Annotated in this window: 20 protein-coding genes; 1 reads left to right on the top strand and 19 read right to left on the bottom strand. The window is 58.7% G+C overall.

Translation table 11 applies throughout. The annotated features are described in order from the left end of the window. Positions 1–15: 15 nt before the first annotated feature. Positions 16–336 carry a hypothetical protein gene (locus LDN04_RS06425; protein WP_223907898.1) on the bottom strand — a complete coding sequence of 107 codons (321 nt, stop codon included), beginning with the start codon at positions 334–336 and terminating at the stop codon, positions 16–18. A 498-nt stretch (positions 337–834) separates the two neighbouring features. On the opposite strand from LDN04_RS06425, the gene LDN04_RS06420 reads away from it, so the two are divergent. Continuing rightward, a complete protein-coding gene (locus tag LDN04_RS06420) occupies positions 835–1,299 on the top strand; it encodes a pyridoxamine 5'-phosphate oxidase family protein (protein WP_223907895.1) in 465 nt (154 codons plus the stop codon). Between the two features lie 126 nt (positions 1,300–1,425). Here the strand turns inward: LDN04_RS06420 and LDN04_RS06415 are convergent, their stop codons facing one another. The 18 genes from LDN04_RS06415 to LDN04_RS06330 all read right to left on the bottom strand — a co-directional run bounded on the left by LDN04_RS06415 (position 1,426) and on the right by LDN04_RS06330 (position 22,310). Then, on the bottom strand, positions 1,426–2,238 hold the full coding sequence (locus LDN04_RS06415; RefSeq protein WP_223907892.1) for a universal stress protein: 813 nt from the start codon (positions 2,236–2,238) through the stop codon (positions 1,426–1,428). A gap of 69 nt (positions 2,239–2,307) precedes the next feature. Then, positions 2,308–3,459 (bottom strand): ABC transporter substrate-binding protein, encoded by a 1,152-nt coding sequence (locus LDN04_RS06410; RefSeq protein WP_223907888.1) that lies wholly within the window; start codon positions 3,457–3,459, stop codon positions 2,308–2,310. A 162-nt stretch (positions 3,460–3,621) separates the two neighbouring features. After that, positions 3,622–4,776 (bottom strand): ABC transporter substrate-binding protein, encoded by a 1,155-nt coding sequence (locus LDN04_RS06405; protein WP_223907885.1) that lies wholly within the window; start codon positions 4,774–4,776, stop codon positions 3,622–3,624. A 51-nt stretch (positions 4,777–4,827) separates the two neighbouring features. Then, positions 4,828–5,577 carry an ABC transporter ATP-binding protein gene (locus LDN04_RS06400; protein ID WP_308464657.1) on the bottom strand — a complete coding sequence of 250 codons (750 nt, stop codon included), beginning with the start codon at positions 5,575–5,577 and terminating at the stop codon, positions 4,828–4,830. Next, positions 5,577–7,397, bottom strand: coding sequence for an ATP-binding cassette domain-containing protein (locus tag LDN04_RS06395; protein WP_223907883.1), 1,821 nt, complete (start codon positions 7,395–7,397; stop codon positions 5,577–5,579). Before LDN04_RS06395 ends, LDN04_RS06400 begins: the two co-directional genes overlap by 1 nt. Positions 7,398–7,400: 3 nt before the next feature. After that, positions 7,401–8,438, bottom strand: a complete 1,038-nt coding sequence (locus LDN04_RS06390) for a branched-chain amino acid ABC transporter permease (protein WP_223907881.1) — start codon at positions 8,436–8,438, stop codon at positions 7,401–7,403. Positions 8,439–8,848: 410 nt separating this feature from the next. Continuing rightward, entirely contained in the window at positions 8,849–9,292 is a 444-nt protein-coding gene (locus LDN04_RS06385) for an MOSC domain-containing protein (RefSeq protein ID WP_223907878.1), read from the bottom strand. A 41-nt stretch (positions 9,293–9,333) separates the two neighbouring features. Then, positions 9,334–10,314 (bottom strand): GTP 3',8-cyclase MoaA, encoded by a 981-nt coding sequence (moaA, locus tag LDN04_RS06380; protein ID WP_223907876.1) that lies wholly within the window; start codon positions 10,312–10,314, stop codon positions 9,334–9,336. Then, positions 10,301–11,521: a gephyrin-like molybdotransferase Glp gene (glp, locus tag LDN04_RS06375; protein ID WP_223907874.1), complete on the bottom strand. Its 1,221-nt coding sequence runs from the start codon at positions 11,519–11,521 to the stop codon at positions 10,301–10,303. The genes moaA and glp overlap by 14 nt, the downstream gene beginning before the upstream one ends. A gap of 16 nt (positions 11,522–11,537) precedes the next feature. After that, a complete protein-coding gene (locus LDN04_RS06370) occupies positions 11,538–12,080 on the bottom strand; it encodes a hypothetical protein (protein WP_223907872.1) in 543 nt (180 codons plus the stop codon). A gap of 337 nt (positions 12,081–12,417) precedes the next feature. Further along, complete coding sequence (locus tag LDN04_RS06365) at positions 12,418–14,379, bottom strand: (Fe-S)-binding protein (protein WP_223907870.1); 1,962 nt, start codon at positions 14,377–14,379, stop codon at positions 12,418–12,420. A 94-nt stretch (positions 14,380–14,473) separates the two neighbouring features. After that, entirely contained in the window at positions 14,474–15,802 is a 1,329-nt protein-coding gene (locus LDN04_RS06360) for an electron transfer flavoprotein subunit alpha (RefSeq protein ID WP_223907868.1), read from the bottom strand. Positions 15,803–15,814: 12 nt separating this feature from the next. Beyond that, positions 15,815–16,630, bottom strand: a complete 816-nt coding sequence (locus LDN04_RS06355) for an electron transfer flavoprotein subunit beta/FixA family protein (protein WP_223907865.1) — start codon at positions 16,628–16,630, stop codon at positions 15,815–15,817. A gap of 107 nt (positions 16,631–16,737) precedes the next feature. After that, positions 16,738–17,889: an acyl-CoA dehydrogenase family protein gene (locus LDN04_RS06350; RefSeq protein ID WP_223907862.1), complete on the bottom strand. Its 1,152-nt coding sequence runs from the start codon at positions 17,887–17,889 to the stop codon at positions 16,738–16,740. 183 nt (positions 17,890–18,072) lie between these two features. Continuing rightward, entirely contained in the window at positions 18,073–18,978 is a 906-nt protein-coding gene (locus LDN04_RS06345; protein WP_223907859.1) for an electron transfer flavoprotein subunit alpha/FixB family protein, read from the bottom strand. A gap of 9 nt (positions 18,979–18,987) precedes the next feature. Then, complete coding sequence (locus tag LDN04_RS06340; protein ID WP_223907856.1) at positions 18,988–19,764, bottom strand: electron transfer flavoprotein subunit beta/FixA family protein; 777 nt, start codon at positions 19,762–19,764, stop codon at positions 18,988–18,990. Between the two features lie 78 nt (positions 19,765–19,842). Then, positions 19,843–20,298 (bottom strand): PaaI family thioesterase, encoded by a 456-nt coding sequence (locus LDN04_RS06335; RefSeq protein WP_223907853.1) that lies wholly within the window; start codon positions 20,296–20,298, stop codon positions 19,843–19,845. Positions 20,299–20,318: 20 nt separating this feature from the next. Next, complete coding sequence (locus tag LDN04_RS06330; protein ID WP_223907850.1) at positions 20,319–22,310, bottom strand: heterodisulfide reductase-related iron-sulfur binding cluster; 1,992 nt, start codon at positions 22,308–22,310, stop codon at positions 20,319–20,321. Between the last annotated feature and the right edge of the window lie 10 nt (positions 22,311–22,320).

The following is a 22,320-nucleotide window of genomic DNA, read 5'->3' as shown; positions in this document are numbered from 1 at the left end:
ACCTCGGTGCGGTGGTTATCTTACTTCCATTTGTTTAACAGTCAGCGAGCCTGCGCTCTTGACGGAATTCTTCAGCGCAAATGCCGCTGAACGGAGCGCCTTGACGTGGCCGATGTAGGTTTTCAGCGAAGCGACCTCGCCAGCATAATACCTGCGCATGGGTTCCGATATCCTGCCATGCACCTCATAGGAAACCCGCCCGGACACTTTGTCGTAGCGGAGGGAATAGGTGATGCCGGAATCGAAGGTTATCAGGGCCGCCAGCAGATAGATATCCTCGATGATGGAGGTATTTTCCCCCGTTATGATAAACGGATTGAAAGCGTCCCTACCCATGCGATTATTCTCCGTACAACATGTCATTTGGCTGAGCACGTTAGCATTAAACCCAGAAATAACAAGTTCCTTTACCACCTCAATATCGTCATATAACGTAACAAGGTGACATAATGCGTGCATATCAGTCCCTCAGACATCAGCCCGGAAGAGCCGCATAGCCGACAACTACAAGAGACACTTCCTCAACCCAGTAAATTAGCAACAAGGGTGCCACAAGACAATTACGGGGAGATAACCGCACAGGAAGACACCGCGCTATGGTCATAGTCGCCGCTGCGCGACGATGCCAGCGCTACAGCCTGAAAATCCTCGTATCGGCGGTTCGCTTCCGTCTCTGTCATAAAAATCAAGGCCTTGCAATAGCGACTGCAAGGCCTTATTCTTTAACTTGTGCCTGTTCTGTGCTAGCCTTACCCGGTCACCTTTCACCGGACCCGCTCCAGCCCATGAAGTTTTGGGTAGTGCGCCGAAACGAAACCTATTGACCTATTCCCTATGAAAAAGAGACCACGCACACGCGTGCAACGCTACCTCAAGGAGCACAACGTCGCGACCCTGGCCACGGGCAACGGCACGGACATCTGGGCCGCTGCGGTGTTCTACGTCAACGATGGTTACACCCTCTATTTCCTGTCATCACCCAAAAGCCGGCATTGCATGAACCTGGCGCGCAACCCGCTGGTCGCCGTCACAATCCAGGAAGATTACACCGACTGGCTGGAGATCAAGGGGGTGCAGATAGAAGGGATGGCCAGCAAAATTTCCGGGGTTGAGGAAGAAAAGGCCCGGAAGCTCTACGGGAAGAAGTTTCCCGTCGTCGGCATGTTGGCGCAGGCCCCGGCTGCCATCGCCAAGGCCCTGACCAAGGTCTGCTGGTACAAGGTTGTCCCACGTCGCCTCTATTTCATCGACAACTCGGTCGGCTTGGGCCAGCGCGACGAGATCGACCTGAACGATTAAGCGGGTCGTGGTACCACAAAACAACAAGGGGGTCAGCTCGTCAAAGCTGACCCCCTTCATTTATTCCGCCACCGGCAGTCACACGGCTCACATCGAGGCAGATACCCACCTCATACCGGCATCTGATCAATGGGCCATAAGAACGGGAATCGTCATGAGATCCAGCATCTGGTGCGCCACCGCCCCCAGGCTCACGGTTCCTTTGCCCGAAGTGGAAGCCCCCATGACGATGAGGTCGCAACCGTTTTCCCAGGCATAGTTCATCAGGATGTTGGCAACCGGGATATTTCCGGTAACCAGCTTCTCTTCCGTCACCTTGATGCCGTGACACCGCAGATTTTCCACGATGTCTGCCTTGGGTGAGAAGCCATCCACCTCCCCCTGCCCGTCGGGCGGCCGTATTTCGAGCAGACAGACCTCGCTGGCCGCCGCGAGGAACGGCATGGCGTCGTTGACCGCCCGTGCAGCAGCTCGCCCCGGCCTCCAGGCCACGATCACCCGGCCCCCGACGGAGGCGAAACTCCCTGCGTACGGTACGACGAGAACCGGCCGACCGGCACCCAGGATGACCCGCTCGGCAAGATCGAGCGGCACACTGCTCTTGGTCTGGTCGCGGGTTGCCTGTCCGACGACGACGAGGTCCTTGGAATGGGCATAGTAATTCACCACTTCCACCACGCTGAGACCGACAACAGGCCAGTCGGCGCAGATCCAGCACCCTTCCACCTTTTCACCGGCGGTTTTCTCCAGGAACGCCTTTTCAATTTCCGCAATCGTCTGGCCCAGATGTTCCTTTTCCGGCCGGTACTGCTGGTGAACCACCACATACAACCCCGTCAGGCGGGCACCGTGCTCCTTCGCAATTCTGATTGCCAGATCGAGCCTGTTCATCGACTGCGGTGAGCTGTCGAGATGAACCAAGATGTCTTTGAATTTCATCGGGGTCTCCGTCAATTGCAGGGAACTGTCGGGGGGAACGGACGGACTGTCCGTCCCCCCGGTTCAGAACTATTTGAACTTAGCGTAATCTTCGAGCTTCCATTTTCCATTCACAATCTTCAGCATGGCGATACCGGTCACGTCCACTCCCGAGTGATCGGTCGGTGAAAAGTTGAACACCGCATACGCTCCCTTGACGTGGGCCGTTTCGATCGCATCCCGCAGTGCCTCGCGGAATTCAGGCGTACCCGGCTTTCCTTTTTTCAGCGCCTTCGGCACAGCGGTTTCGACAAGTTTCAAAGCGTCCCACATGTGGGATGCAAAGGTCGACCGGGGACCGAATTTCCCTTCGTACGCCTTGGCAAACTTGAGGGCCTCTTCCCGGTTGGGATACCCCTTCGGCAGTTGCTCGGCTACCAGGACGGGTGATGCGGACACCAGCCCACCTTCCAGCGCTTTGCCACCCACCCTGAGGAAATCGGAGTTCGCCGCTCCGTCGGACTGATAGACCTTCCCCTTGTAGCCACGCTCGTACAGTGCCGTATGGGGCATTGCCGACGGCGTTCCCGCCGCGACAACGAATACCGCATCGGGCTTGGCGCTCATGATCTTCAGTATCTGGGCCGTGGCGCTCGTGTCGGTCTTTTTGAATTTCTCGACCATGAGCACCTTGATGCCGTGTTTTGCGGTCAACTCAGCGAACGGCTTGAGCTTGGCCTCACCGTAGGGGTCATCCGTCGCGATCGCTGCCACCGTTTTCACCCCCGACTTGACCATGTGATTGACCATGGCGCCTACGGCGATTTCATCGTTGGCCGTCATCTTGAAGATCCATTTCCGCTTCTCGATGGGGACGACGATCGGTTTTCCCGACGCGAGGGAAATCATGGGGGTCTTGGCTTCCGTGGCTAACTCAACCATTGCGAGAGCGTTCGGCGTCGTGCTTGGGCCGATGAGCAGGTCAACGTTAGCTTCAGAGATGAGCCGTTTGGTGTTCTGTACCGCCGTGGTGGTATCCGAGGCATCGTCATAGACAACGAAGTTGACCTTTTGCCCCGCAATGGTCTTTGGGGCGAAGACGAGGCTGTTCTTCTCGGGGATACCGAGAGAGGCCGCAGACCCTGTCGTTGCGATGCTGACCCCGATGGTAATGTCTGCCATGGCCGCTGTTGCCGAAGAAATGACTGCGAACATACTGAGTGCTGCCGTCCATTTTTTCATGTTTTCCCCCTCTTCGTTGTTTGCTGCACCTGTTCTTCGCCACATGTTCAACGCATAAAAATCACAGTCCTGCAGTTCCTTCGTAATAGCAGTTTCCGTCCGGAATAGAGTTCCGGACGGAAACCAATCAGAGCCTCATCCGGAGGTTCCGGATGAAACCGGCTAAAATTTGGTGTGGTCTTCCAGCGCCCACTTCCCGTTCTCGATCTTGATCACGGACATGCCGAGCTGGTTCACCCCCGAATGGTCGGTCGCCGACAGGTTGAACACGGCTCCCGCACCCTTGATCCCTTTGGTGTTTTCGATTGCGGTGCGCAGCGCCTCGCGGAATTGGGGTGTCCCCGGCTTGCCAGCCTTCAGTGCCTTCGGTATAGCTACCTCCAGGACCCTAAAGGCATCCCATATGTGTGACGCAAAGGTCGAACGGGGACCGAACTTTCCTTCGTACGCCTTGGCAAACTTGAGCGCTTCATCCCTTGTGGGATACCCTTTGGGGAGTTGTTCTGCCACCAGCACGGGCGACGCAGGCATAAACGCACCTTCTACCGCTTTACCACCGACCTTGAGGAACTCGGAATTTGCCGCAGCACCGGACTGATATATCTTTCCTTTGTAACCACGCTCGACGAGCGCCAGATGCGGCATGGCTGACGGTGTCCCGATAGCGGCAATGAACACTGCGTCAGGTTTTTTGCCCATAATCTTGAGAACTTGAGCCGTTGCGCTGGTGTCGGTCCTCTTGAATTTCTCAACCATCAGCGTCTTGATACCGTGTTTTTGTGCAAGCGTCATGTACTCCTTGGTATTGGCCTCACCATAGGGGTCATCCACCGCAATCACGGCGACCGTCTTGACCCCCTTCTTTACCATGTGATCAACCATGGCCGTCGCATAGATGTCATCATTGGCCGTTACCTTGAAAATCCATTTCCTTTTTGCATCCATCGGCTTGACGATTGCGCTCGCCGAGGCAACGGCAAGCATGGGGGTTTTTGCACCAGCAGCCACGTCGATGACCGCCAGGGACGTGGGGGTCGTGCTCGGGCCGAGAATCAGGTCCACCTGATTTTCGGAAACGAGACGCTTGACGTTCTGCACCGCATTGGTGGTGTCAGAAGCATCATCATAGACGACAAACTTGACGTTCTGGCCAGCTATGGTCTTGGGAGCAAAACTGAGGGCATTCTTCTCGGGGATGCCGAGGGAAGCGGCAGGCCCCGTGGTGGACAGGTTGACGCCGATGGTGATATCCGCCATCGCCATGGTTGCAGAGAAAACTATCGTTAACATCCCTACCAGCAGTCTGATTGTTTTCATGTTTCGTACTCCCTTCGGTCGGTTTTGATATGATGCATGCTGCATGAAGCGCTACTGCCTCTCCTTCTCCTGTCCTGCGCCCCCCATGCCCAGGTAGCTCTCGATGACCTTCGGGTCGTTGGCCAGGTCCTTGCTCGCCCCCTCCATGGCAATATCGCCATTTTCCAAAACATAACCGTAATCGGAAATCTGCAGGGCGGCGCGGGCATTCTGCTCGATGAGCAGGATGCTGACGCCGGTGGAGCGGAGATTGCTGATGTTCTGGAGGATCTCCTTGACGATGAGTGGGGCCAGTCCCAGGCTCGGCTCGTCGAGCATCAACAGGGTCGGTTTGCTCATGAGGGCCCGCCCCAGGGCGAGCATCTGCCGCTCGCCGCCGGAGAGGCTGCCGGCAAGTTGGGTGCGCCGTTCCAGGAGCCGCGGGAAGAGTTCATACACCTCATCGAGACTCCGCTTTATACCTTTGTCCCTCCGGCGGTAACGGGTGAAAGCCCCCAGTTCCAGGTTGTCCGACACCGACATCTGGGCGAAAAGTTCCCGGGACTCCGGAACCAGGCACATCCCCTTGGTCACCCGCTGCTCGGTGGTGAGCCTGCCGATGTCAGTACCGCAGAATTCGATCCCCCCCTTTGACGGGAGCACCCCCATGATGGCGTTCAGCAAGGTCGTCTTGCCGGCGCCATTGGGCCCTATGACACTGACGATGGTTCCCTTGTCCACACTGATCGATGCCTGGTATATCGCCTCGACCTTCCCGTAGCGGACATTCAGGTCTCGCACCGCAAGCAAACGTTCCGACATCACACACCCCCAAGATATGCTTCGAGAACCTCCGGGTTGGAGCGGATCTCGTGCGGCAGCCCTTCGGCAAGCTTTCTCCCGAACTCCATGACCACGATACGGTCGACCAGGTTCATCAGGAACTCCATATCGTGCTCGACAATCAATACGGTCATCCCTTCACCCCGGAGCTGCTCCAGCAAGCGGGCCAGTTCCTGCTTCTCCTTGTATCTGAGGCCGGCAGCCGGCTCGTCCAGCAGGAGCAGGATCGGATCGGAACAGAGAGCCCGGGCGATCTCGACGATGCGCTGCTTACCGAGTGGCAGGCTCCCGGCGGGGACATACATGCTCTCCTCCAGCCCAACCCGTTTGAGTTGCTTCGCCGCCTCGGCACCGACCTTTTTCTCGATCGTCCGGTTCAACCGCAAGCCGGCTGAGAAGAATCCTTCGCTGGTCCGCAGATAGGCGCCGATCATGACATTTTCGATGACCGTCATGCCGGGAATAAGCTTTACGTGTTGAAAGGTCCGGCTGAGGCCACGTCGCGCTATCTTGGAGGGGCGCAGCCCGCTGATTTTTTCGGTGCCCAGGTAGACATTCCCGTCCGTACGGGGCAACTCCCCACTGATGAGATTGAATGTCGTGGATTTTCCCGCGCCGTTGGGACCGATAAGGCCGACTATCTCGCCAGCACACACATCGAAACTCACGTTCTTGACCGCCACCAGACCGCCAAACTCCTTGCGTATCCCGTCAACCCTGAGTAACGGTTCTCCCCGCTGGGGCTGTGTCCGCATCGGCAGATCCGACGTATCTCCGATAGCCTTGTTCGGCTTTGACGGAAGAAACCGCTCGAAGAACACCCATATACCACCGCGCATCCACTGGAGAACCAGGATAATCATCACCCCGAACACGATGGTTTCGAAGTTGCCGGTCTGGCCGATGAGTTTGGGGAGGATCCCCTGCAAGGCCGTCTTGAGGAAGGTTATCAGGGTAGCGCCGACCACGGACCCCCAAATGCTCCCTGCCCCACCGATGGTTATCATGAAGAGAAATTCGATGCCGGTATTGACGCCGAAAGGGGAAGGGTTGACGAAACGCTGCATGTGGGCATAGAGCCACCCCGCGAGGCAGGCGAGGATAGCGGAGTAGACGAAGACAACCATTTTGAGGCGAAGGCCACTGGCACCGAATGCCTCGGCCATGGAAAGCCCCCCCTTGAGCGCCCGGATGGCACGCCCTTCCCGAGAGTCCAGCAGGTTGACGGTCCCCCACATGGCAACAAGACAGACCAGCCAGATCAGATAGTAGTAGATGCGTTCATCGCGGAATTCCACCCCTGCAATCGCAAGCGCGGGGATATCGCTCAATCCGGTCTGCCCCCCCAGTTCCGGAAGGGAACCGAAGAGGAAAAAAAGGCTGATTCCCCACGCAATCGTCGCAAGCGGCAGGTAATGTCCTCCCATGCGCAGCGTGATCGCCCCGAGAACCAGGGCAACCCCTATGGTCAAGAGCAGAGCTATGACAAGCGCAAGCCAGGGAGACCAGGAGAGCGTGGTCGTCAGAACCGCGGTCGTGTAAGCCCCCAGCCCCATGAAGGCCGCCTGGCCAAACGATGTCAGGCCGGTCACCCCGGTCAGAAGCACCAGGCCAAGCGCCACCATGGTGTAGAGACCGATGTAGCTCCCCATGGTGACATAGAAGGGTGGGCAGAGAGGTATCATCGCCACCAACGCCAGAAAAACAATCAATCCAACCCGTCGCATAGATATCATTCCCCGTGCTTGATGAGAAGATTCGCTGGCGACAGCCACTGAAGAACCGGTATGATCACCCATGTTTTATTCCTCTTCCTCGAAATGAACACTCCTCAGCGACAGCCACAAAAGAACCGGTATGATCATGGTGAACACCACAACATCCTTGTAGGCACTCAGCCAGAATGAGGAAAATGACTCGGAAAAACCGACCAGCAGCGCCCCACCCGCTGCCAGGGGATAACTTGCCATGCCCCCGACGATCGCACTGACAAAGCCCTTGAGGCCAATGAGAAAACCGGAATCGTAATAGATTGTGGTAATGGGTCCGATCAGAATACCCGACAGGCAGCCGATCAGGGCGGCCAGCGCAAAGGCCAGCGTACCGGCCAGGCTGGGGCTGATGCCGACCAGGCGCGCGCCGTTACGATTGAAGGCAACTGCACGCAGCGCCTTGCCATACATCGTCCTGCCAAAGAAATATGCCAGAAGACCTATGAAGGCGATACTCGTTACGTAGATCCAGATGCTCTGCCCGGTGATGGTCAACACACCCAAGTTGATCTGCGCTTCGGAAAATGCTGGCGTGCGGACCCCCTCCGCCCCGAAAAAGAGGAGCCCCAACCCGACCAGGGCAAAATGGACCGCAACGGCCGCGATCAGGAGGTTAAGAATCGACGCGTCGGCGATGGGCCTGAAGGCGACCCGGTAGACGAGCGGTCCCAGCATGGTCACTATCATTATGGTCAGGAGCACCTGCAAGCCGAGATTAAGGTTGAGTGGTGCACAGACATAGCCAATGCCGGAAACGACGAGCGGCGGGATAAGTGTTTTGACAACCGCAACGGGAATCTCGCGACTCAACCCCGCCCGCTGCAACCGGAAAGCCTCCATGATCGCCGCAACCACCCCAAGCACCAGCACGAGCCAGACAGTGCCCGGAACTTTACCCATCTGCAGGGTCGCCAGGGTAAGGGCGCCGTAGGAGACAAACTCTCCCTGGGGAAGGAAGGTGATGCGCGTGACCCCGAAAATCAGGATTGTCGCCATGGCAAGAAGGATGTAGATGGCGCCGTTAGTCAATGCATCCTGGGCGAGAAGCAGAAAAATCGAAGAATCCATTACATTCTCTCCGTTAATGGTTTACGTGTTAAATTCGCATCCGATGGCACATGCTATTAGCAACGACACCACAACCACATGCTCCATCCCGCCGACCCAAACAACATGTTATCTTGCATGCAATGTTACATGCAAGATAACAGAACATTGTTTAAAGTGCAAGCAATTTTTTTCATGCGGCATGACAATTTCACCTGCGACATGACAATTTCAACCCTGCAACCATTGCCACATGATGGGCAATTAACTTGTAACTTGCTGACTAATAAGTAGTTTTAACTGGAAGGATTGTGCGAGGAGCGAAGAAACTGTTTTTAAACTGTGTTATTATAGGTTTTGTTCAACGAAATATTCCGTGCGAATCAGCCGTACTATCGCCAGCAACAGAACTCAGCACACTTACGAAAAGATCATGCCGCCTGTTCAACCTTGACGGTATCGCCCGGCTTGACCATCCCGCCGCGGATAACCTTGACGAAAATCCCCTCTTTCGGCATGACGCAATCGCCAGCCTGGTAATAGATGGCGCAGCGCGTATGGCACTCTTTGCCGATCTGCGTCACTTCAACCAGAGCCTCACCCAGATGAAGCCTGGTGCCTATCGGGAGAGAAACGAGGTCGAGTCCTCTCGTGGTGATGTTTTCCGCAAAAGCGCCGGCCGTAACGGAAAGGCCCAGACGGCGCATTTTCTCGATGCTTTCTTCGGCGAGCAGACTTACCTGCCGATGCCAGTCGCCGGCATGGGCGTCGCCGACGATGCCGTGGTCGACACGCAGTTCCCCCCCCTGGGGGACGACGGTTTTCCTCTCCCCTTTGTTCTCACTGATACAGACTGCGACGACTTCACCTTCCATGGCTGTCACCACCTTGTTCGAATTTTCCGGCATTGCCGACTCTACCCGCCTATGCACGACATGGCGATGGGCTGGCGGGAGACGGACTCATCATGTAGCGAGTGTTGACGGGGTTTTTCACTCACCATCCGGCGCAGCACCTCCTGCAACTCACCATCTCCCCCCTCCCCGAGGAAGGGTTTCAGGTTCATCACCCCGTTATCGAACAGGCAGGTCTTGAGCATGCCGCTGGAGGTAACCCGAATACGGTTGCATTCATGGCAGAAATGGCACGAAATGGGGGTTATCAGGCCGAGCTCCCCCTGGGCGCCCGCAATCCGGTAGTAAACCGCCGGGCCGTCCATCGTATCCTTTTCCACCTTCTCGACCTCGAACGCCCGGGCGAGCCTTGCCAGCAACTCCTCGCCGGGGACCATGAGCGAACGCTCCCTGCCGTCGTTCAAGGTGGGCATGTACTCGATGAACCGGATCTTGTAAGGGGTGTCCCGTGTCAGGGCGGCAAAATCGAACAACTCGTCGTCATTCACCCCCCTCATCATTACGACGTTGATCTTGATGTTCCGGATGCCGGCCCGCTCGGCCGCCTCGATCCCCCGCAACACCCGCTTGAGGTCACCCCCGCGCGTAATGCTGAAAAACCGCTCCGGTCGCAGCGAATCGAGACTGATGTTCAGGCTGCTCACCCCGGCGTTCTTCAGTCCTTCCGCCATCTCCTCCAGGAGGATGCCGTTCGTCGTCAGGACGAGCTTCTTCAGCCCCTCGATCTGTCCGAGTTTTTCAAGGAACGGCGTGATTCCGGGCCTGCACAGGGGTTCCCCCCCGGTCACCCGGACCTTTTCCACCCCGATGCCGACTGCCGCCCTGGTCAGGCGCAACAGCTCATCATACCCGAGGAGATTGTCCTTCCTGCTCTTTCGGCAGCCGGTGGCAGGGACGCAGTACAGACACTTGAGATTGCAGCTGTCGGTTATGGAGAGCCGCAGGTAGTTTATGGATCTTCCATACGAATCACGGAGCGGCATTGTCCATCCTCCTATCCGTCGCGATATCCATCAGGGTGACATCCACTACGTCGCCAGCTTCCAGGCAGGCCCCGGGCGACAACTGCACGTAACCATTCCCCGCCGTCATCGATGAGAGGCGGGAAGAACTCTGGCGACCCGTGGCCCCTACCACGTACTTCCCTTCATTCAGTGCGGCGCTGACAAAGACGACATGGGGACGTTCGCCGGCATTGCGAAACCCTTCGCTTGCCGTCGCCTTCACCACCGGACGGGATACATTCCGCACCCCCCGCATCGTGAGAAGTGCGGGCCTGACGAAGAGCTCGCCGGCAACCATGGCCGATACGGGATTGCCGGGAAGGGCGAACACCGGCTTACCTTTGAGCAGTGCGAAGGCAACCGGTTTCCCCGGCTTCATATGGACCTTCCAGAACACGATTTTCCCTCCCAGGGACTGAATCGCCTCCTTGACATGATCCCGGTCCCCCACCGACACCCCTCCGGTAGTTATTATAACATCGTACTGCAATGCTTCATCGATTTTCTCGCACACGGTTTTCCGTTCATCCGCCGCAATCCCCAGAATGTGCGGTCTGCCGCCACACGCCAGGACCTGGGCGGCAAGGCTCAAGCTGTTGCTGTTGATCGTCTTGCCCGGCACCGGTTGGGTATCGGACTCCACCAGTTCGTCTCCCGTGGCGATGATGGCAACCGACGGAACCCCGTACACGCTGACCGAGACCTTTCCCAGGGAGGCGAGCAGGCCGATCTCCTGGGGTCTGAGGGTGGTCCCGGCCTCGATCACATAGTCACCCGACCTCACGTCATCTCCGGCCTTCCGCACGTGGGTCCCGGCCTTTGCCTCTCCCCGCAGCCTGATACCTTCGACCGTCTCTTCCACCTCTTCGATTGGTACGACGGTGTCACAGCCGGGAGGAAGGGGAGCGCCGGTCATTATCCTCACCGCCTCTCCCGCGGCAAGGGGGATATCCCGTCGCTCCCCCGCCGGGAGAAATCCGACAACCCGGAGGCACTTCCCATGACCTGCGGAAGCGGAAAACGCATAGCCGTCCATGGCGGAACTGTCGGTCAGGGGGATATTCCACGGAGCGACCACATCCTCGGCAACAACGCGCCCCAACCCCTGCAGGAGAGGAACGTCTTCACTCCCGAGGAGTCCGGTATGCCGCAAAACAAGTTGTCGCGCTTCTTCGATGGGTATCATTCCGGCGTCTCCTCCCCTATGCGGGGATGTATCGTTCGACCGTCCGCCACCCGCCGTCCGGAGAGACGGCACCGTGTGCCACAAGCCATTCGTAAAGCTGCCGGTATTCTTTTTCGTTGGGGAATTCGCTGCTCGACGCGCTCCCGGGCGAGGGGAGCGCAGCACCGTTTGCCCTGCGGGAATAGAGCCCCGCAAGGGTTGAATTGAAGCGTTCCAGACTCTGTCTGCCGAACAGGGGTATGAACTCCGCACATGCGCGCATCTCGTCCATCATGACCAGTTCCTTCTGCTCGTCACTGTCGATGATGATGGAGGCATCGTCACCCACCGGGTCCCGCCGGAACGAACCACCAATGTCCATCGCATCGAAATCGTCCGATTTCCACATGATGCGCACCGCCGTTATGTAATGGGGTGCGATCGCGATGCCGAGGGTGGGCCAGGTGAGACTCGCGAGGGCAACCATCGTCTTGGCACGTGCTATGGTGACGTCATTGCCGGTCTGCTCCCGGATTACGTGATGAAATGTTGTGATCAGCTGGAGAGTGGTAGCGCTCATTATAGGTCTCCGCCTGCAAGTTGATCTGGTTTTTCTCTTGGCCGGATTCCCGAATCGGCCAGGTTCCATTGGTTCCGCAAGATATAGTTGTACTATACAACTTTATACACCGCATTTCAAGCACAAAAATTCATTTATAAAATAATGTTTGCATAAAATAAACTATTTCAGCTACAAATAATCACACCTATTAGCGTCGCAACATACTTAAATAACATTGATTTAAACCGCAGAGCATCACAATCGTACTGGCTTCACCTAGCCAAACCCCTTAAAATACATTCCGTCGTTCTATTTTAAGACATCAGCCAGGGTATCCGATTGTCATGATCCATCGTCACCGTAACGCCGCTTCCGCCAAAATCTCGGCCACGTCCCTGACCCTGACGTTTTCGGCCTTCACGTCCTTCAACCCATCCTCGAACATGGTCATGCAGTAGGGGCAGGAGACACAGATCGTATCCGGCTTTTGCTGTAATGCCTCTTCTACCCTTGCCAGGTTTATCCGCGTGCCGGCATGCTCCTCCATCCACATCCGTCCCCCTCCCGCACCACAGCAGAAGGCGTTGTCGCGGTTTCTCCCCATCTCTACGGGAGCTGTGCCGGTACCGGCCTGGATAACCTCACGGGGCGCATCGTAGACGTCGTTGTGACGCCCGAGATAGCAGGAATCGTGAAATACGGTGGCGCCGAAAGCCGCTGCCGATGTATCGAGCGCCAATCTGCCGTCCCGCACCAGGTTGCGCAGGAGCTCGGAATGGTGGATCACCTCCAGTTCCAGACCGTACTGACGGTAGTCGTTTTTCAGGGTCGAGAAGCAGTGGGGACACTGGGTGATGACCTTGGTCACTCCCCGCTCCCTGAAGAGCGCCACGTTCTCCCGGGCCATCCGGTCAAAGACGAATTCGTTCCCCAAACGGCGAACACTGTCGCCGCAGCACTTCTCATCCTTCCCCAGAATTCCCCAGGAGATACCGGCGCGGTCCATAAGCTGGGCCAACGCCACCGTCACGTGCTTGTTGCGGGAATCGAACGAGCCGGCACACCCCACGTAGAACAGGTACTCGGTGGTCTCCCGGTCGAAGGGCTTTACCTCCAGGGTGGCCGACCATTTGGCCCTCTCCGTCGGGGCTATTCCCCACGGGTTGCTGCGACCTTCCATGTTTTCGAACAGGTTGAGCAGCTCCTCGGGGAACCGGGCCTCCTCCTCCACCAGGTTACGGCGCATCTGGACGATCTTGGGCACATGCTCGATAAAGACCGGGCATACCCCCATACACGCACCGCACGTGGTGCAGGACCAGATCGCCCCTTCCGGGCAGCTCCCCTCCCCTTCGCCAATCAGGGGACGAACCGGTTTCTCGCCTCTTTTGAGAAGAGGGCCGTTTTCGAGCAGATTGACCTTGATTTCGTGCATAATCCCCCGCGGATTGAGGGGCTTACCGGTGATGCCGGCCGGGCAGGCATTCTGACAGCGGCCGCATTCGGTGCAGGAGAGGGAATCCAGCAGGTCCTTCCAGCTGAAACGGTCGACCCGCGCCACACCGAACTCGTTCCCCGATGTGAATTCTTCCCGCGGCTGGGTATTGGGCTGTTCCAGCCTCCGGAAGAAACAGTTGGGGATGGCGGTCAGGATATGGAGGTGCTTGCTGTAGGGGAGGTAGTTCATGAACAGGAGCAGAACGACGGCATGGGTCCACCAGCCGATGGCGTAGAACGAGGGGGCCGACGCAGAGGGGATGAAGGATGCCACGCGCCCCGACACCGGCAGCCAGGGAAGTGCGGCGGTCATCTCGCCGTGTGCGATACGGGACCCATTGATGCTGAAATAGGCGAGCATGAGGACCGCGATCAGTCCGAGGATGAAGAATGCCTCCATGGTGCGGGCCTCGGGATACGGCGGAGCAGCGATCCTGCGCACTGCGGCGATGCCGACAGCCGCCAGGGCCAGCAGCGAAATGATATCCAGCACCAGCAACAGGGGGAGATAGAGACTCGCCGGCAGGTTCTCCAGGCTGATGAACGGGAATACGCCGTGCAGCATGAACTCTGTATTGGCGATGAGCAAGATGAGGAACGACCAGAAAATTACGAAGTGGTTGATCCCGAAAGGGCTCGCCAGAACCCGCTTCTGGCCGAAGGCGTAAAGCAGCATTTCCCCCATGCGCCGGCCGAAGCTGTCGAAACGGTTTTCACTGGCGCCAAGGGCAACGAGGTTGAGCCTGCGCCAGCACCCCCAGGCAAAGATGCCGAGGGAAACAATCAGGAGCGGGGTGAAGATAGTCGGATTGGGTGTCATGTAAACCTCGTATCCAAGGGGCTAGGGGCTGGGGCTAGGAGTCAGGCTAGAGTGAGAGGCTGGGGTTGGTTTCACGAGTCCCTGGCCCCCGTCCCTAGTCCCTGCTTTTCTGTTGTTTCATCTCCCGGATCGTACGGGTAATAGCCGGGACAACCTGGAACAGGTCGCCGACGATGCCATAGGTGGCAACCTCGAAGATGGGGGCGTTGCGGTCGCGGTTGATGGCGATGACGATGTCCGAGTCCTGCATCCCCACCAGATGCTGTATGGCACCGGAGATACCACAGGCGATGTATATCTTGGGGCGAACGGTCTTGCCGGTCTGGCCAACCTGGCGGTCGCCCGGCATCCAGCCGGCATCGACGGCGCTACGGGAAGCGCCCACCACGCCACTCAGTTCATCGGCCAGTTCCTGGAGGATGGCGAAGTTTTCGGGGGCCATCATGCCGCGGCCGCCGGAAACGATGAAGTCGGCGCCGGTGATGTCGACCTGGCCCGTGCTCTTGGCATCCCGGATGATCTCGATGACCTTGGTGAAGATGTTCTCTTCGGGTACCGTAAAGTCGATGCGGACGGTTTCGCCATCGGCGCCTTCCCTCCGCTCGGGCATGGGCATGACGTTGGGGCGGACGGTGGCCATCTGGGGGCGGAATTTGTCGCACATGATGGTGGCCATGATGTTGCCGCCGAAGGCGGGGCGGGTCTGCATCAGATTTCGCTTGCCGTCGATGTCCAGGCCGGTGCAGTCGGCGGTGAGACCGGTGCCGACCCGGGTGGCCACGGCACCGGCCAGGTCGCGTCCCATGCCGGTGGCCCCCATGAGGATGACCTCGGGTTTGTACTGGTCGATAAGGTGACAACAGGCCTCGACGTAGGCCTCGGTCCGGTAGTTACGGAAGACCGGCGCGTCCACCTGGTAGGCCTTCCGTGCGCCGTGGGCAAAGGCTTCCGTACAAAGGTGGTCGACGTTTTCGCCGATGACCATGGCGCACAGTTCCACTCCCAGTTTGGCTGCCAGCTCTTTTCCGACGCCGAGCAGCTCCCAGGAGACCTTGGCCGGTTCCCCCTCGGTCTGTTCGATGAAGACCCATACCCCGCGGTAGGCTGCCAGCTTTTCAGCCAGGGCTGCGGCTTCTGGGTCGATCTCCTCTTCGACGGGAAGGGCCGAAGCGGCCAGCTCTTCGAGGATCTTCCGCTCTTCGGAGGTGAAGTACATCTCCAGGGCGGAGGCCGGACAGATCTTGACGCATTTTTGGCAACCGATGCATTTGGCGGTGTCGACGACCGGCTCGCCGGCGTCGTTCATGTCGACGCAGTTAACCGGGCAGACGCTCTGGCAACGGGCGCCACAAGCGATACAGGTGCCGGCGATGAGCTGGGCCACGCCACGCGGTTTCTTCAGCGGTTTCTTAGGTTCGGTCATGGATGGTTCCTTTCACAACGCCAGCAAGTCCTGACTCAGGAGCCTGCCGACAAGAAGCTGCGCCGTCCCTTCCGGGTCGCCGTAACCGTCTCCAAGGATTTCCCCCTTGGCCCGTTCGGGTGAAAATATCTTGCTGACCCAGGTGGGGGAGCCTTTCAAGCCGATGCTCTGTTCATCGAGCTTGAGCACCTGATTGTTCCAGACCTCGACGATGGCTTCCGCCGCAGCCAGTCGCATGGGGACCTTGGGATAGCGCGGACGGTTCAGTTCGCGGACGACGGTGAGCATGGCCGGCAGGGGGGTTTCCACGATTTCGTGGCGCCCTTCCAGCTTCCGGCTGACGCGGATCTTCCTCCCGACGGGGTCCAGGTTCACGATACGGTCTACGAGTGTCAATTGCCGGAAGTTGAGGCGACTGGCAATCCCCGGACCGACCTGGGCGGTATCGCCATCGATAGTCTGCTTGCCGCAGAGCACAAGGCCAACCCTGTCGAACTCGTCGTGCAGCTTGCGAATGGCCGCAGCGAGGACATTACTGGTGGCCAGGGTGTCGGCACCCCCGAAGACCCGGTCGGACAGAAGGATGGCCCGGTCGACCCCCAGAGCCAGAGCCTTCTTCAGTGTGGCCTCGGCGTTGGGCGGCCCCATGGAAAGGGCAGCGACCCTGTACCCGAACTGGTCCTTGAGCCGCAGGGCTTCCTCCAGGGCATGGGTGTCGTAGGGGTTGACGATGAACGGTATCCCCTCCCGCACCAGAGTGTTTGTCACCGGGTCTATCTGTACCTGGGTGGTATCGGGAACCTGCTTGATGCAGACGACGATAAGCATGGGCACCTCGAAAAAAGCTTGGGCGAAATATTACATTTAATATTACATGTAACACATGGCGGTAAAAAAGTATCCCCACTTGGAAGAGGAGATACTTTTCTAAGACCTCAGCTGACTTCCTTAATCATGTTGCGGGCGATGATGAGCTGCTGGATCTGGCTCGTGCCTTCATAGAGCCGGAACAGGCGCACATCGCGATAGAAGCGCTCCACGGCGTAATCGCGGATGTAGCCCGACCCACCGAGAATCTGCACGGCCCGGTCCGCGACCCTGCAGACCATTTCCGAAGCGAACAGTTTGCTGCAGGAGGATTCGGTGGAAATGTTCTTTTTCAGGTCGTACTTGCGGGCCGTCTCCAGCACCATGCTCCGTGCCGCGTAAATCTCCGACTTGCTGTCGGCAAGCATCGCCTGGATCAGCTGGAATTCGGCGATCGGTTTGTTGAACTGCTTCCGCTCAACGGCATACTTGAGGGCCTCGTCGAGAATGCGGGTCGCCGCGCCGACGCAGACTGCAGCTATGTGGGTACGGGATTTATCCAGTACCCGCATGGCTGTCTTGAAACCGACCCCTTCCTTCTCGCCGATGATGGCGGAGGCCGGCACACGGCAATTATCCAGGATCACGTCGCACACGTGCCCGCCCCACTGCCCCATCTTCTTTTCATTTTTTCCCAGGGACAGGCCGGGAGTTCCCTTTTCGACCAGAAAGGCGGAGATGCCGCCGGCCCCCTTGATTTCCGGGTTCGTCCGGGCAAATACCGTAAAGACGCTGGCTTCGGGCGCATTGGTGATAAACCGTTTCGTCCCGTTCAGCACGTAGTGGTCGCCGTCCTTCACCGCCGATGTCCGCAGGGACGCGGCATCGGAACCGGCATCCGGCTCGGTCAGGGCAAACGATCCGATAATTTCGCCGGCGGCAAGCTTCGGCAGGTATTTTTTCTTCTGCTCCTCCGTGCCGTCGATGACGATACCCAGAGCCCCGATCCCCACGTTGGTGCCGATGACGGATCTGAAGATCGGTGATGCCTGGCATAATTCCAGCACGACACTGATCTCTTCCTCGAGGGTCAGTCCCAACCCGTCGTACTCTTCGGGGATCGAGAGTCCGAACAGCCCCAGTTCCCGCATCTCATCGATTATCTCATGGGGGATCTCGTCATTTTCCGAGCACTGCTCCTCAAAGGGAATGAGTCGCTCCTTGACGAATTTCTGAACGGTTTCGATCATGACATTCAGGGTACTTTCATCTTTTATCATACGATGGCTCCTTTCGACTGCGGAACAGATTTGATGTCAGGGTACAACGGTCATTCGTTCAATGCGTGCCCATTCTCCCACTGGACCAGCCATTGGCTGTGGGAAAAAACGGGGGAGGTTCGGCAGCCTCCCCACCATTACAGTGAAAGGCGCCCATGGCGGCGATAACAACCTTTTTAACAGTTACATCTTTGCCGTCAGCGCGGGGACGAACTGGAGGACGTCGGCCACCACCAGGACGTCGGCCACCTCGCCGATGGGGGCGTCCTTGTCCTTGTTGATGGCGACGATGAAGTCCGACTTCTTCATCCCCGCCAGGTGCTGGATGGCGCCGCTCACCCCGCAGGCGATGTACAGCTTGGGGCTTACCGTCTGGCCGGTGGTCCCCACCTGGTGGCTGTGCTCTACCCACCCCGCATCCACCACCGGACGGCTCGCGCCCAGTTCTCCACCCAGCGCCTTGGCCAGGGCGGCGATGACCGGCACGTTTTCCTTTTTCCCCACTCCCCGCCCGGCGGTGACGATCACCTCGGCACGGGTCAGGTCCACGTCTTTTGCTTCGGCAGGCTCGTAGCCGCTGAAGCTGACGTTGCTCTCTACGCTTGCAGTGATCTTCTGCACCTGCGGGGTGCCACCCGGCTGCAGTCCCGGGAAGGCCCCGGCCTGGATGGTGATGACCGCTTTCGCCGTGGTCGGCTTGACGGTCCGCCGCATCTTGGCGTTGCAGCACCCCACTTCGAAGCCACCATCTGTAAGACCGATGGCTTCCGATACCTGGGCAACTTTCAGTTTCGCCGCCACCCGCGGCGCCAGGTCCCACCCGTAGGAGGAGTGGAGAAAGACCACGTAGTCGGGGTTTTCCTTCTGAACGGCATCCAGGACCAGCTGCTTGTGCAGGTCCGGGTTGTATTCCCCGCACTGGTTTGCGTCGGCCAGGTAGAGGGTGCCGCCAAATGCGGGGAGCTGGCTGTCGCTTCCGACCAGCAGCAGGGCGGTTTCCGCCCCGAGCTGCTGTGCAAAGCCGAACAGTTCGTAGCTGCTCTCCAGGAGTTTCCCTTCGCGGTATTCGCCGATGAGTAGTGCTTTCATTGTCGTCTCCTATCTCAAGACCGTCGTCTTCTCTTTGAGTATCCCCATGAGTTGGTCCACCAGTGCCCCGACTTCCCCTTCCAGGACGATGCCGCCACCCTTCTTGGCAGGGGGGTGGAAGCTTACGGTGGCGGCCAGGGGCTCTTCCTTGAGGAGTTCACTGACCGGTATGCTCTGGATCTCTTTTTTCTTGGCCTTCATGATATTGGGAAGCGTGGGATAGCGGGGGACGTTGAGGCCGAGCTGGCAGGTGACCAGGGCCGGGGTGGTCAGTTTGACGACCCCCTTGATCCCCCCTTCCAGTTCCCGTTTGGCGGTGACGGTCCCGTTATCGTAGGCGAAGCCGACCAGGGTGGTGGCGCAGGCGTAGCCCAAGTCTTCGGCGACGGTGACCCCCACCTGGGCCGAGCCCCGGTCCTGGGACTGCATGCCGGTGAAGATGAGGTCGTACCCCTGGTCCTTGGCGTAGGCGGCGATGATGGCGGCAATCTGCCAGGGGTCTTTGGTGGCGGCTGCGTCGTCCTGGACGTGGACCCCACGGTCGCACCCCATGGCCAGCGCCTTCTTGATCGCCTCCCCCACCCGGTCCGGGCCGATGGAGAGAACGGTGAGCTCACACCCTTCACCCAGCTGTTCCCGCAGCTGCACCGCCTGTTCCACGGCATATTCGTCGTATTCGTTCATCCGCCATGCCAGGTCGCTCTCGTCGTACCAGACCCCGCTGGCCGCCGGCTTGAACCGCGACTCCATGTCCGGTACCTGTTTGATGCAGACCAGTATCTTCATATGTACCTCCTGAGTAAGACTTTTCCTGGTGCCCATTGGTTTTATAAGACCTATAGGTCCTGTGGGTCTTGTGGCAAATCAGGACAGCTTGCGGGCCCTCTCCTTGCGGTAGGCCGCGCTGAAGGTCGCTGCCTTCTCACCATGGCAGTTGTAGACCAGAACTTCTCCCCGAATATCCCTGTCGGTTTCCTCGATGACTCTTCCGCTGGCACGGACCATTCCGCCCCGCACGGGGAGATGGAACCGGAGCGAAAAGGTAATGATCTCTATATCGTTCCCCACCGGCAGCTGTTTCTTTATCGCCACGGCCAAGGTCGTATGGGCAAGCGAAGCGATCGCCCCGCCGTGCATCAACCCCTTCGACTGGGCGAGCTTGACGTTGAAGGGCATGGACATTTCCGTACCACTGCGGTCTGACTTCTCGATTTTCATCCCCAGATACTCTTCAAAAGGGGCACATTCAATCTGATCCGTCAGCGGTACTGGAAACGGACCGGCCTCGTTGACCGGTATGTCGTACTGTTTTTCGTACACGTCATCCCCCTCGGCAGGCCTCAACCCTGTGCCACGATCCGTTCGGCTACGATCTCGGCCAGATCCCTGACCACGATATCCCCTTCGGCACCGCCGGTCTTGATCCCGTCCTCGAACATGGTGAGGCAGAAGGGGCAGTTGCTGACCAGAAGCGGTGCGCCGGTCTCCTGGGCCATCTTGACCCTTTTTTCGCTGATCTTGGTGCCGAGCTTTTCCTCGGCGAGGATCCGGCCACCGCCGGCGCCGCAGCAGAAGCTGTCGTACCCGCTCTTGTCCATCTCCAGGATCCTCGCGCCGGCGGCAGTGAGAACATTGCGCGGTTCAGCCACGATATCCATGTACCGCCCCAGGTAGCAGGAGTCGTGGTAGGTGGCGACGAACGGTTCCGGCTTCAGGTGCAGCCTGTCATGGGCAAGCAGGTTGTTGACGAAGGTGGTGTAGTGCTCCACCGGCACCTCCAGCCCCAGGTCTTTGTAGTCACGGCTTAAGGTGTTGAAACAGTGGGGACAGGTGGTAACGATTTTCTTCACCCCGTACCCCTTGATCAGTTCGATGTTCTCGGCGGCCACCATCTGGTAGAGGTATTCGTTCCCCAGTTTCCGGGCCGGCTCGCCGCAGCACTTCTCTTCTTTGCCCAGGATGCCGACTTTGATCCCGGCGGCGGCGCAGATGGTGACGAAGCTTTTGGCGATCTCCCGGTTGCGCTTGTCAAAGGAGGCGTAGCAGCCGACGAAGTAGAGGATGTCCACTTCTTCGCCACTCTCCATGCGGGTGACGGGGAGGTGCTCCGCCCAGTCCCCCCGGGCGGCGAAGGCGAGGCCAAAGGGGTTGCCGTTCACCTCGAGGTTGCTGATGGCGGTCCGCACCTCGTCGCCGGGGAACGCCCCTTCCATGAGGGTGAGGTTTCTGCGCATCTCCAGGATCTTGTTGACGTGCTCGATGTTGGCCGGGCAGATATCCTGGCAGGCCCGGCAGGTGGTGCAGGACCAGAGGACATCCTGGCCGACGGTTTCGCAGAGACTGGCCGACGGGTTGGTCTCGGCCACCTCCCCCACCTGCTGGACCACTTTCATGGGGGAGAGGGGCTTGTCGGTGGCGTAGGCCGGGCAGCGGTCCTGGCACCGCTTGCAGCTGGTGCAGGCGTCGGCGTCGAAGATGTCCTTCCAGGTGAGGTCGGTGACCTTGGCCGCCCCGAACTGCTCGGCGCTCTCGTCTTCCATGTTGATGGTACCGATAGTCCCCTTGGGCTCCAGGGGAGCGAAGAAAGCGTTGATGCTGGTGGTGACGATGTGGCGCAGCTTGCTGTAGGGAATGGCGCAGAAGAAGCCGAGCACCAGGGCAAAGTGGAGCCACCAGAGCACCTTGTGGGTCGTACGGATGGAGGGCTCGTCAAAGCTGGTGAAGAGCTGGGCCGCCACGTAACCGACCGGCGAATAGATGGCCAGCCCCGGATTCTGCTGCAGCTCGGTGGCCGCCATCCGGGCGCCCTCGATGAGGAAGCCGGTGACCAGGATGGCGAACAGCAACTGGTGGATGACATAGTCCTGGTTCGTTGTTTCAAGCCCTTCGGGCTTTTTGACGAAGCGACGGCAGAAAAGCCCCCCCAGCATCACCAGTGCCACGAGCCCGGCCAGGTCCAGCACCAGGGAGAACGCCTTGTAGAATTCACCGGAAAGGAGGTTGACGTGCATGAGCGGGGTGAAGAAATCGGCCTGGAACATGATTATCAGGGTGCCGACAAAGAGCGTAAGGAAGCCCCAGAAGAACAGGTTGTGGGGAAGCCCGCCGTCCTTCACCCGGGCCACCTTCCCCTGGCCGAATACCTCGTCGATCATCCGCCTCACCCGCTCGTCGTACCGGTCGAAGCGATCCAGCGGCTTGCCGAGATTATACAGGGGGAGGCGCTTCCAGAACCCCCATGCCAGCACCGCAACGGCTGCGATACTCAGGAGGTACATGGGGATCACCACCCCGTGGCCGATATTCCAGTATATTTCGCGGGTCGCTTCCATAACGTGGCCT

This window comes from Geobacter sp. AOG1 (genome assembly GCF_019972315.1).
Lineage (GTDB): Bacteria > Desulfobacterota > Desulfuromonadia > Geobacterales > Geobacteraceae > Geomobilimonas.
Note: the sequence above shows the minus strand (reverse complement) of the source record. Positions and strands in the feature narration are given on the sequence as shown.

What these genes read in the sequence shown, in the direction of transcription:
- LDN04_RS06425 (WP_223907898.1), bottom strand. Translation starts at nt 336, where the DNA reads ATGGGTAGGGACGCTTTCAATCCGTTTATCATAACGGGGGAAAATACC.
- LDN04_RS06420 (WP_223907895.1), top strand. Translation starts at nt 835, where the DNA reads ATGAAAAAGAGACCACGCACACGCGTGCAACGCTACCTCAAGGAGCAC.
- LDN04_RS06415 (WP_223907892.1), bottom strand. Translation starts at nt 2,238, where the DNA reads ATGAAATTCAAAGACATCTTGGTTCATCTCGACAGCTCACCGCAGTCG.
- LDN04_RS06410 (WP_223907888.1), bottom strand. Translation starts at nt 3,459, where the DNA reads ATGAAAAAATGGACGGCAGCACTCAGTATGTTCGCAGTCATTTCTTCG.
- LDN04_RS06405 (WP_223907885.1), bottom strand. Translation starts at nt 4,776, where the DNA reads ATGAAAACAATCAGACTGCTGGTAGGGATGTTAACGATAGTTTTCTCT.
- LDN04_RS06400 (WP_308464657.1), bottom strand. Translation starts at nt 5,577, where the DNA reads ATGTCGGAACGTTTGCTTGCGGTGCGAGACCTGAATGTCCGCTACGGG.
- LDN04_RS06395 (WP_223907883.1), bottom strand. Translation starts at nt 7,397, where the DNA reads ATGGGTGATCATACCGGTTCTTCAGTGGCTGTCGCCAGCGAATCTTCT.
- LDN04_RS06390 (WP_223907881.1), bottom strand. Translation starts at nt 8,438, where the DNA reads ATGGATTCTTCGATTTTTCTGCTTCTCGCCCAGGATGCATTGACTAAC.
- LDN04_RS06385 (WP_223907878.1), bottom strand. Translation starts at nt 9,292, where the DNA reads ATGGAAGGTGAAGTCGTCGCAGTCTGTATCAGTGAGAACAAAGGGGAG.
- moaA (WP_223907876.1), bottom strand. Translation starts at nt 10,314, where the DNA reads ATGCCGCTCCGTGATTCGTATGGAAGATCCATAAACTACCTGCGGCTC.
- glp (WP_223907874.1), bottom strand. Translation starts at nt 11,521, where the DNA reads ATGATACCCATCGAAGAAGCGCGACAACTTGTTTTGCGGCATACCGGA.
- LDN04_RS06370 (WP_223907872.1), bottom strand. Translation starts at nt 12,080, where the DNA reads ATGAGCGCTACCACTCTCCAGCTGATCACAACATTTCATCACGTAATC.
- LDN04_RS06365 (WP_223907870.1), bottom strand. Translation starts at nt 14,379, where the DNA reads ATGACACCCAATCCGACTATCTTCACCCCGCTCCTGATTGTTTCCCTC.
- LDN04_RS06360 (WP_223907868.1), bottom strand. Translation starts at nt 15,802, where the DNA reads ATGACCGAACCTAAGAAACCGCTGAAGAAACCGCGTGGCGTGGCCCAG.
- LDN04_RS06355 (WP_223907865.1), bottom strand. Translation starts at nt 16,630, where the DNA reads ATGCTTATCGTCGTCTGCATCAAGCAGGTTCCCGATACCACCCAGGTA.
- LDN04_RS06350 (WP_223907862.1), bottom strand. Translation starts at nt 17,889, where the DNA reads ATGATAAAAGATGAAAGTACCCTGAATGTCATGATCGAAACCGTTCAG.
- LDN04_RS06345 (WP_223907859.1), bottom strand. Translation starts at nt 18,978, where the DNA reads ATGAAAGCACTACTCATCGGCGAATACCGCGAAGGGAAACTCCTGGAG.
- LDN04_RS06340 (WP_223907856.1), bottom strand. Translation starts at nt 19,764, where the DNA reads ATGAAGATACTGGTCTGCATCAAACAGGTACCGGACATGGAGTCGCGG.
- LDN04_RS06330 (WP_223907850.1), bottom strand. Translation starts at nt 22,310, where the DNA reads ATGGAAGCGACCCGCGAAATATACTGGAATATCGGCCACGGGGTGGTG.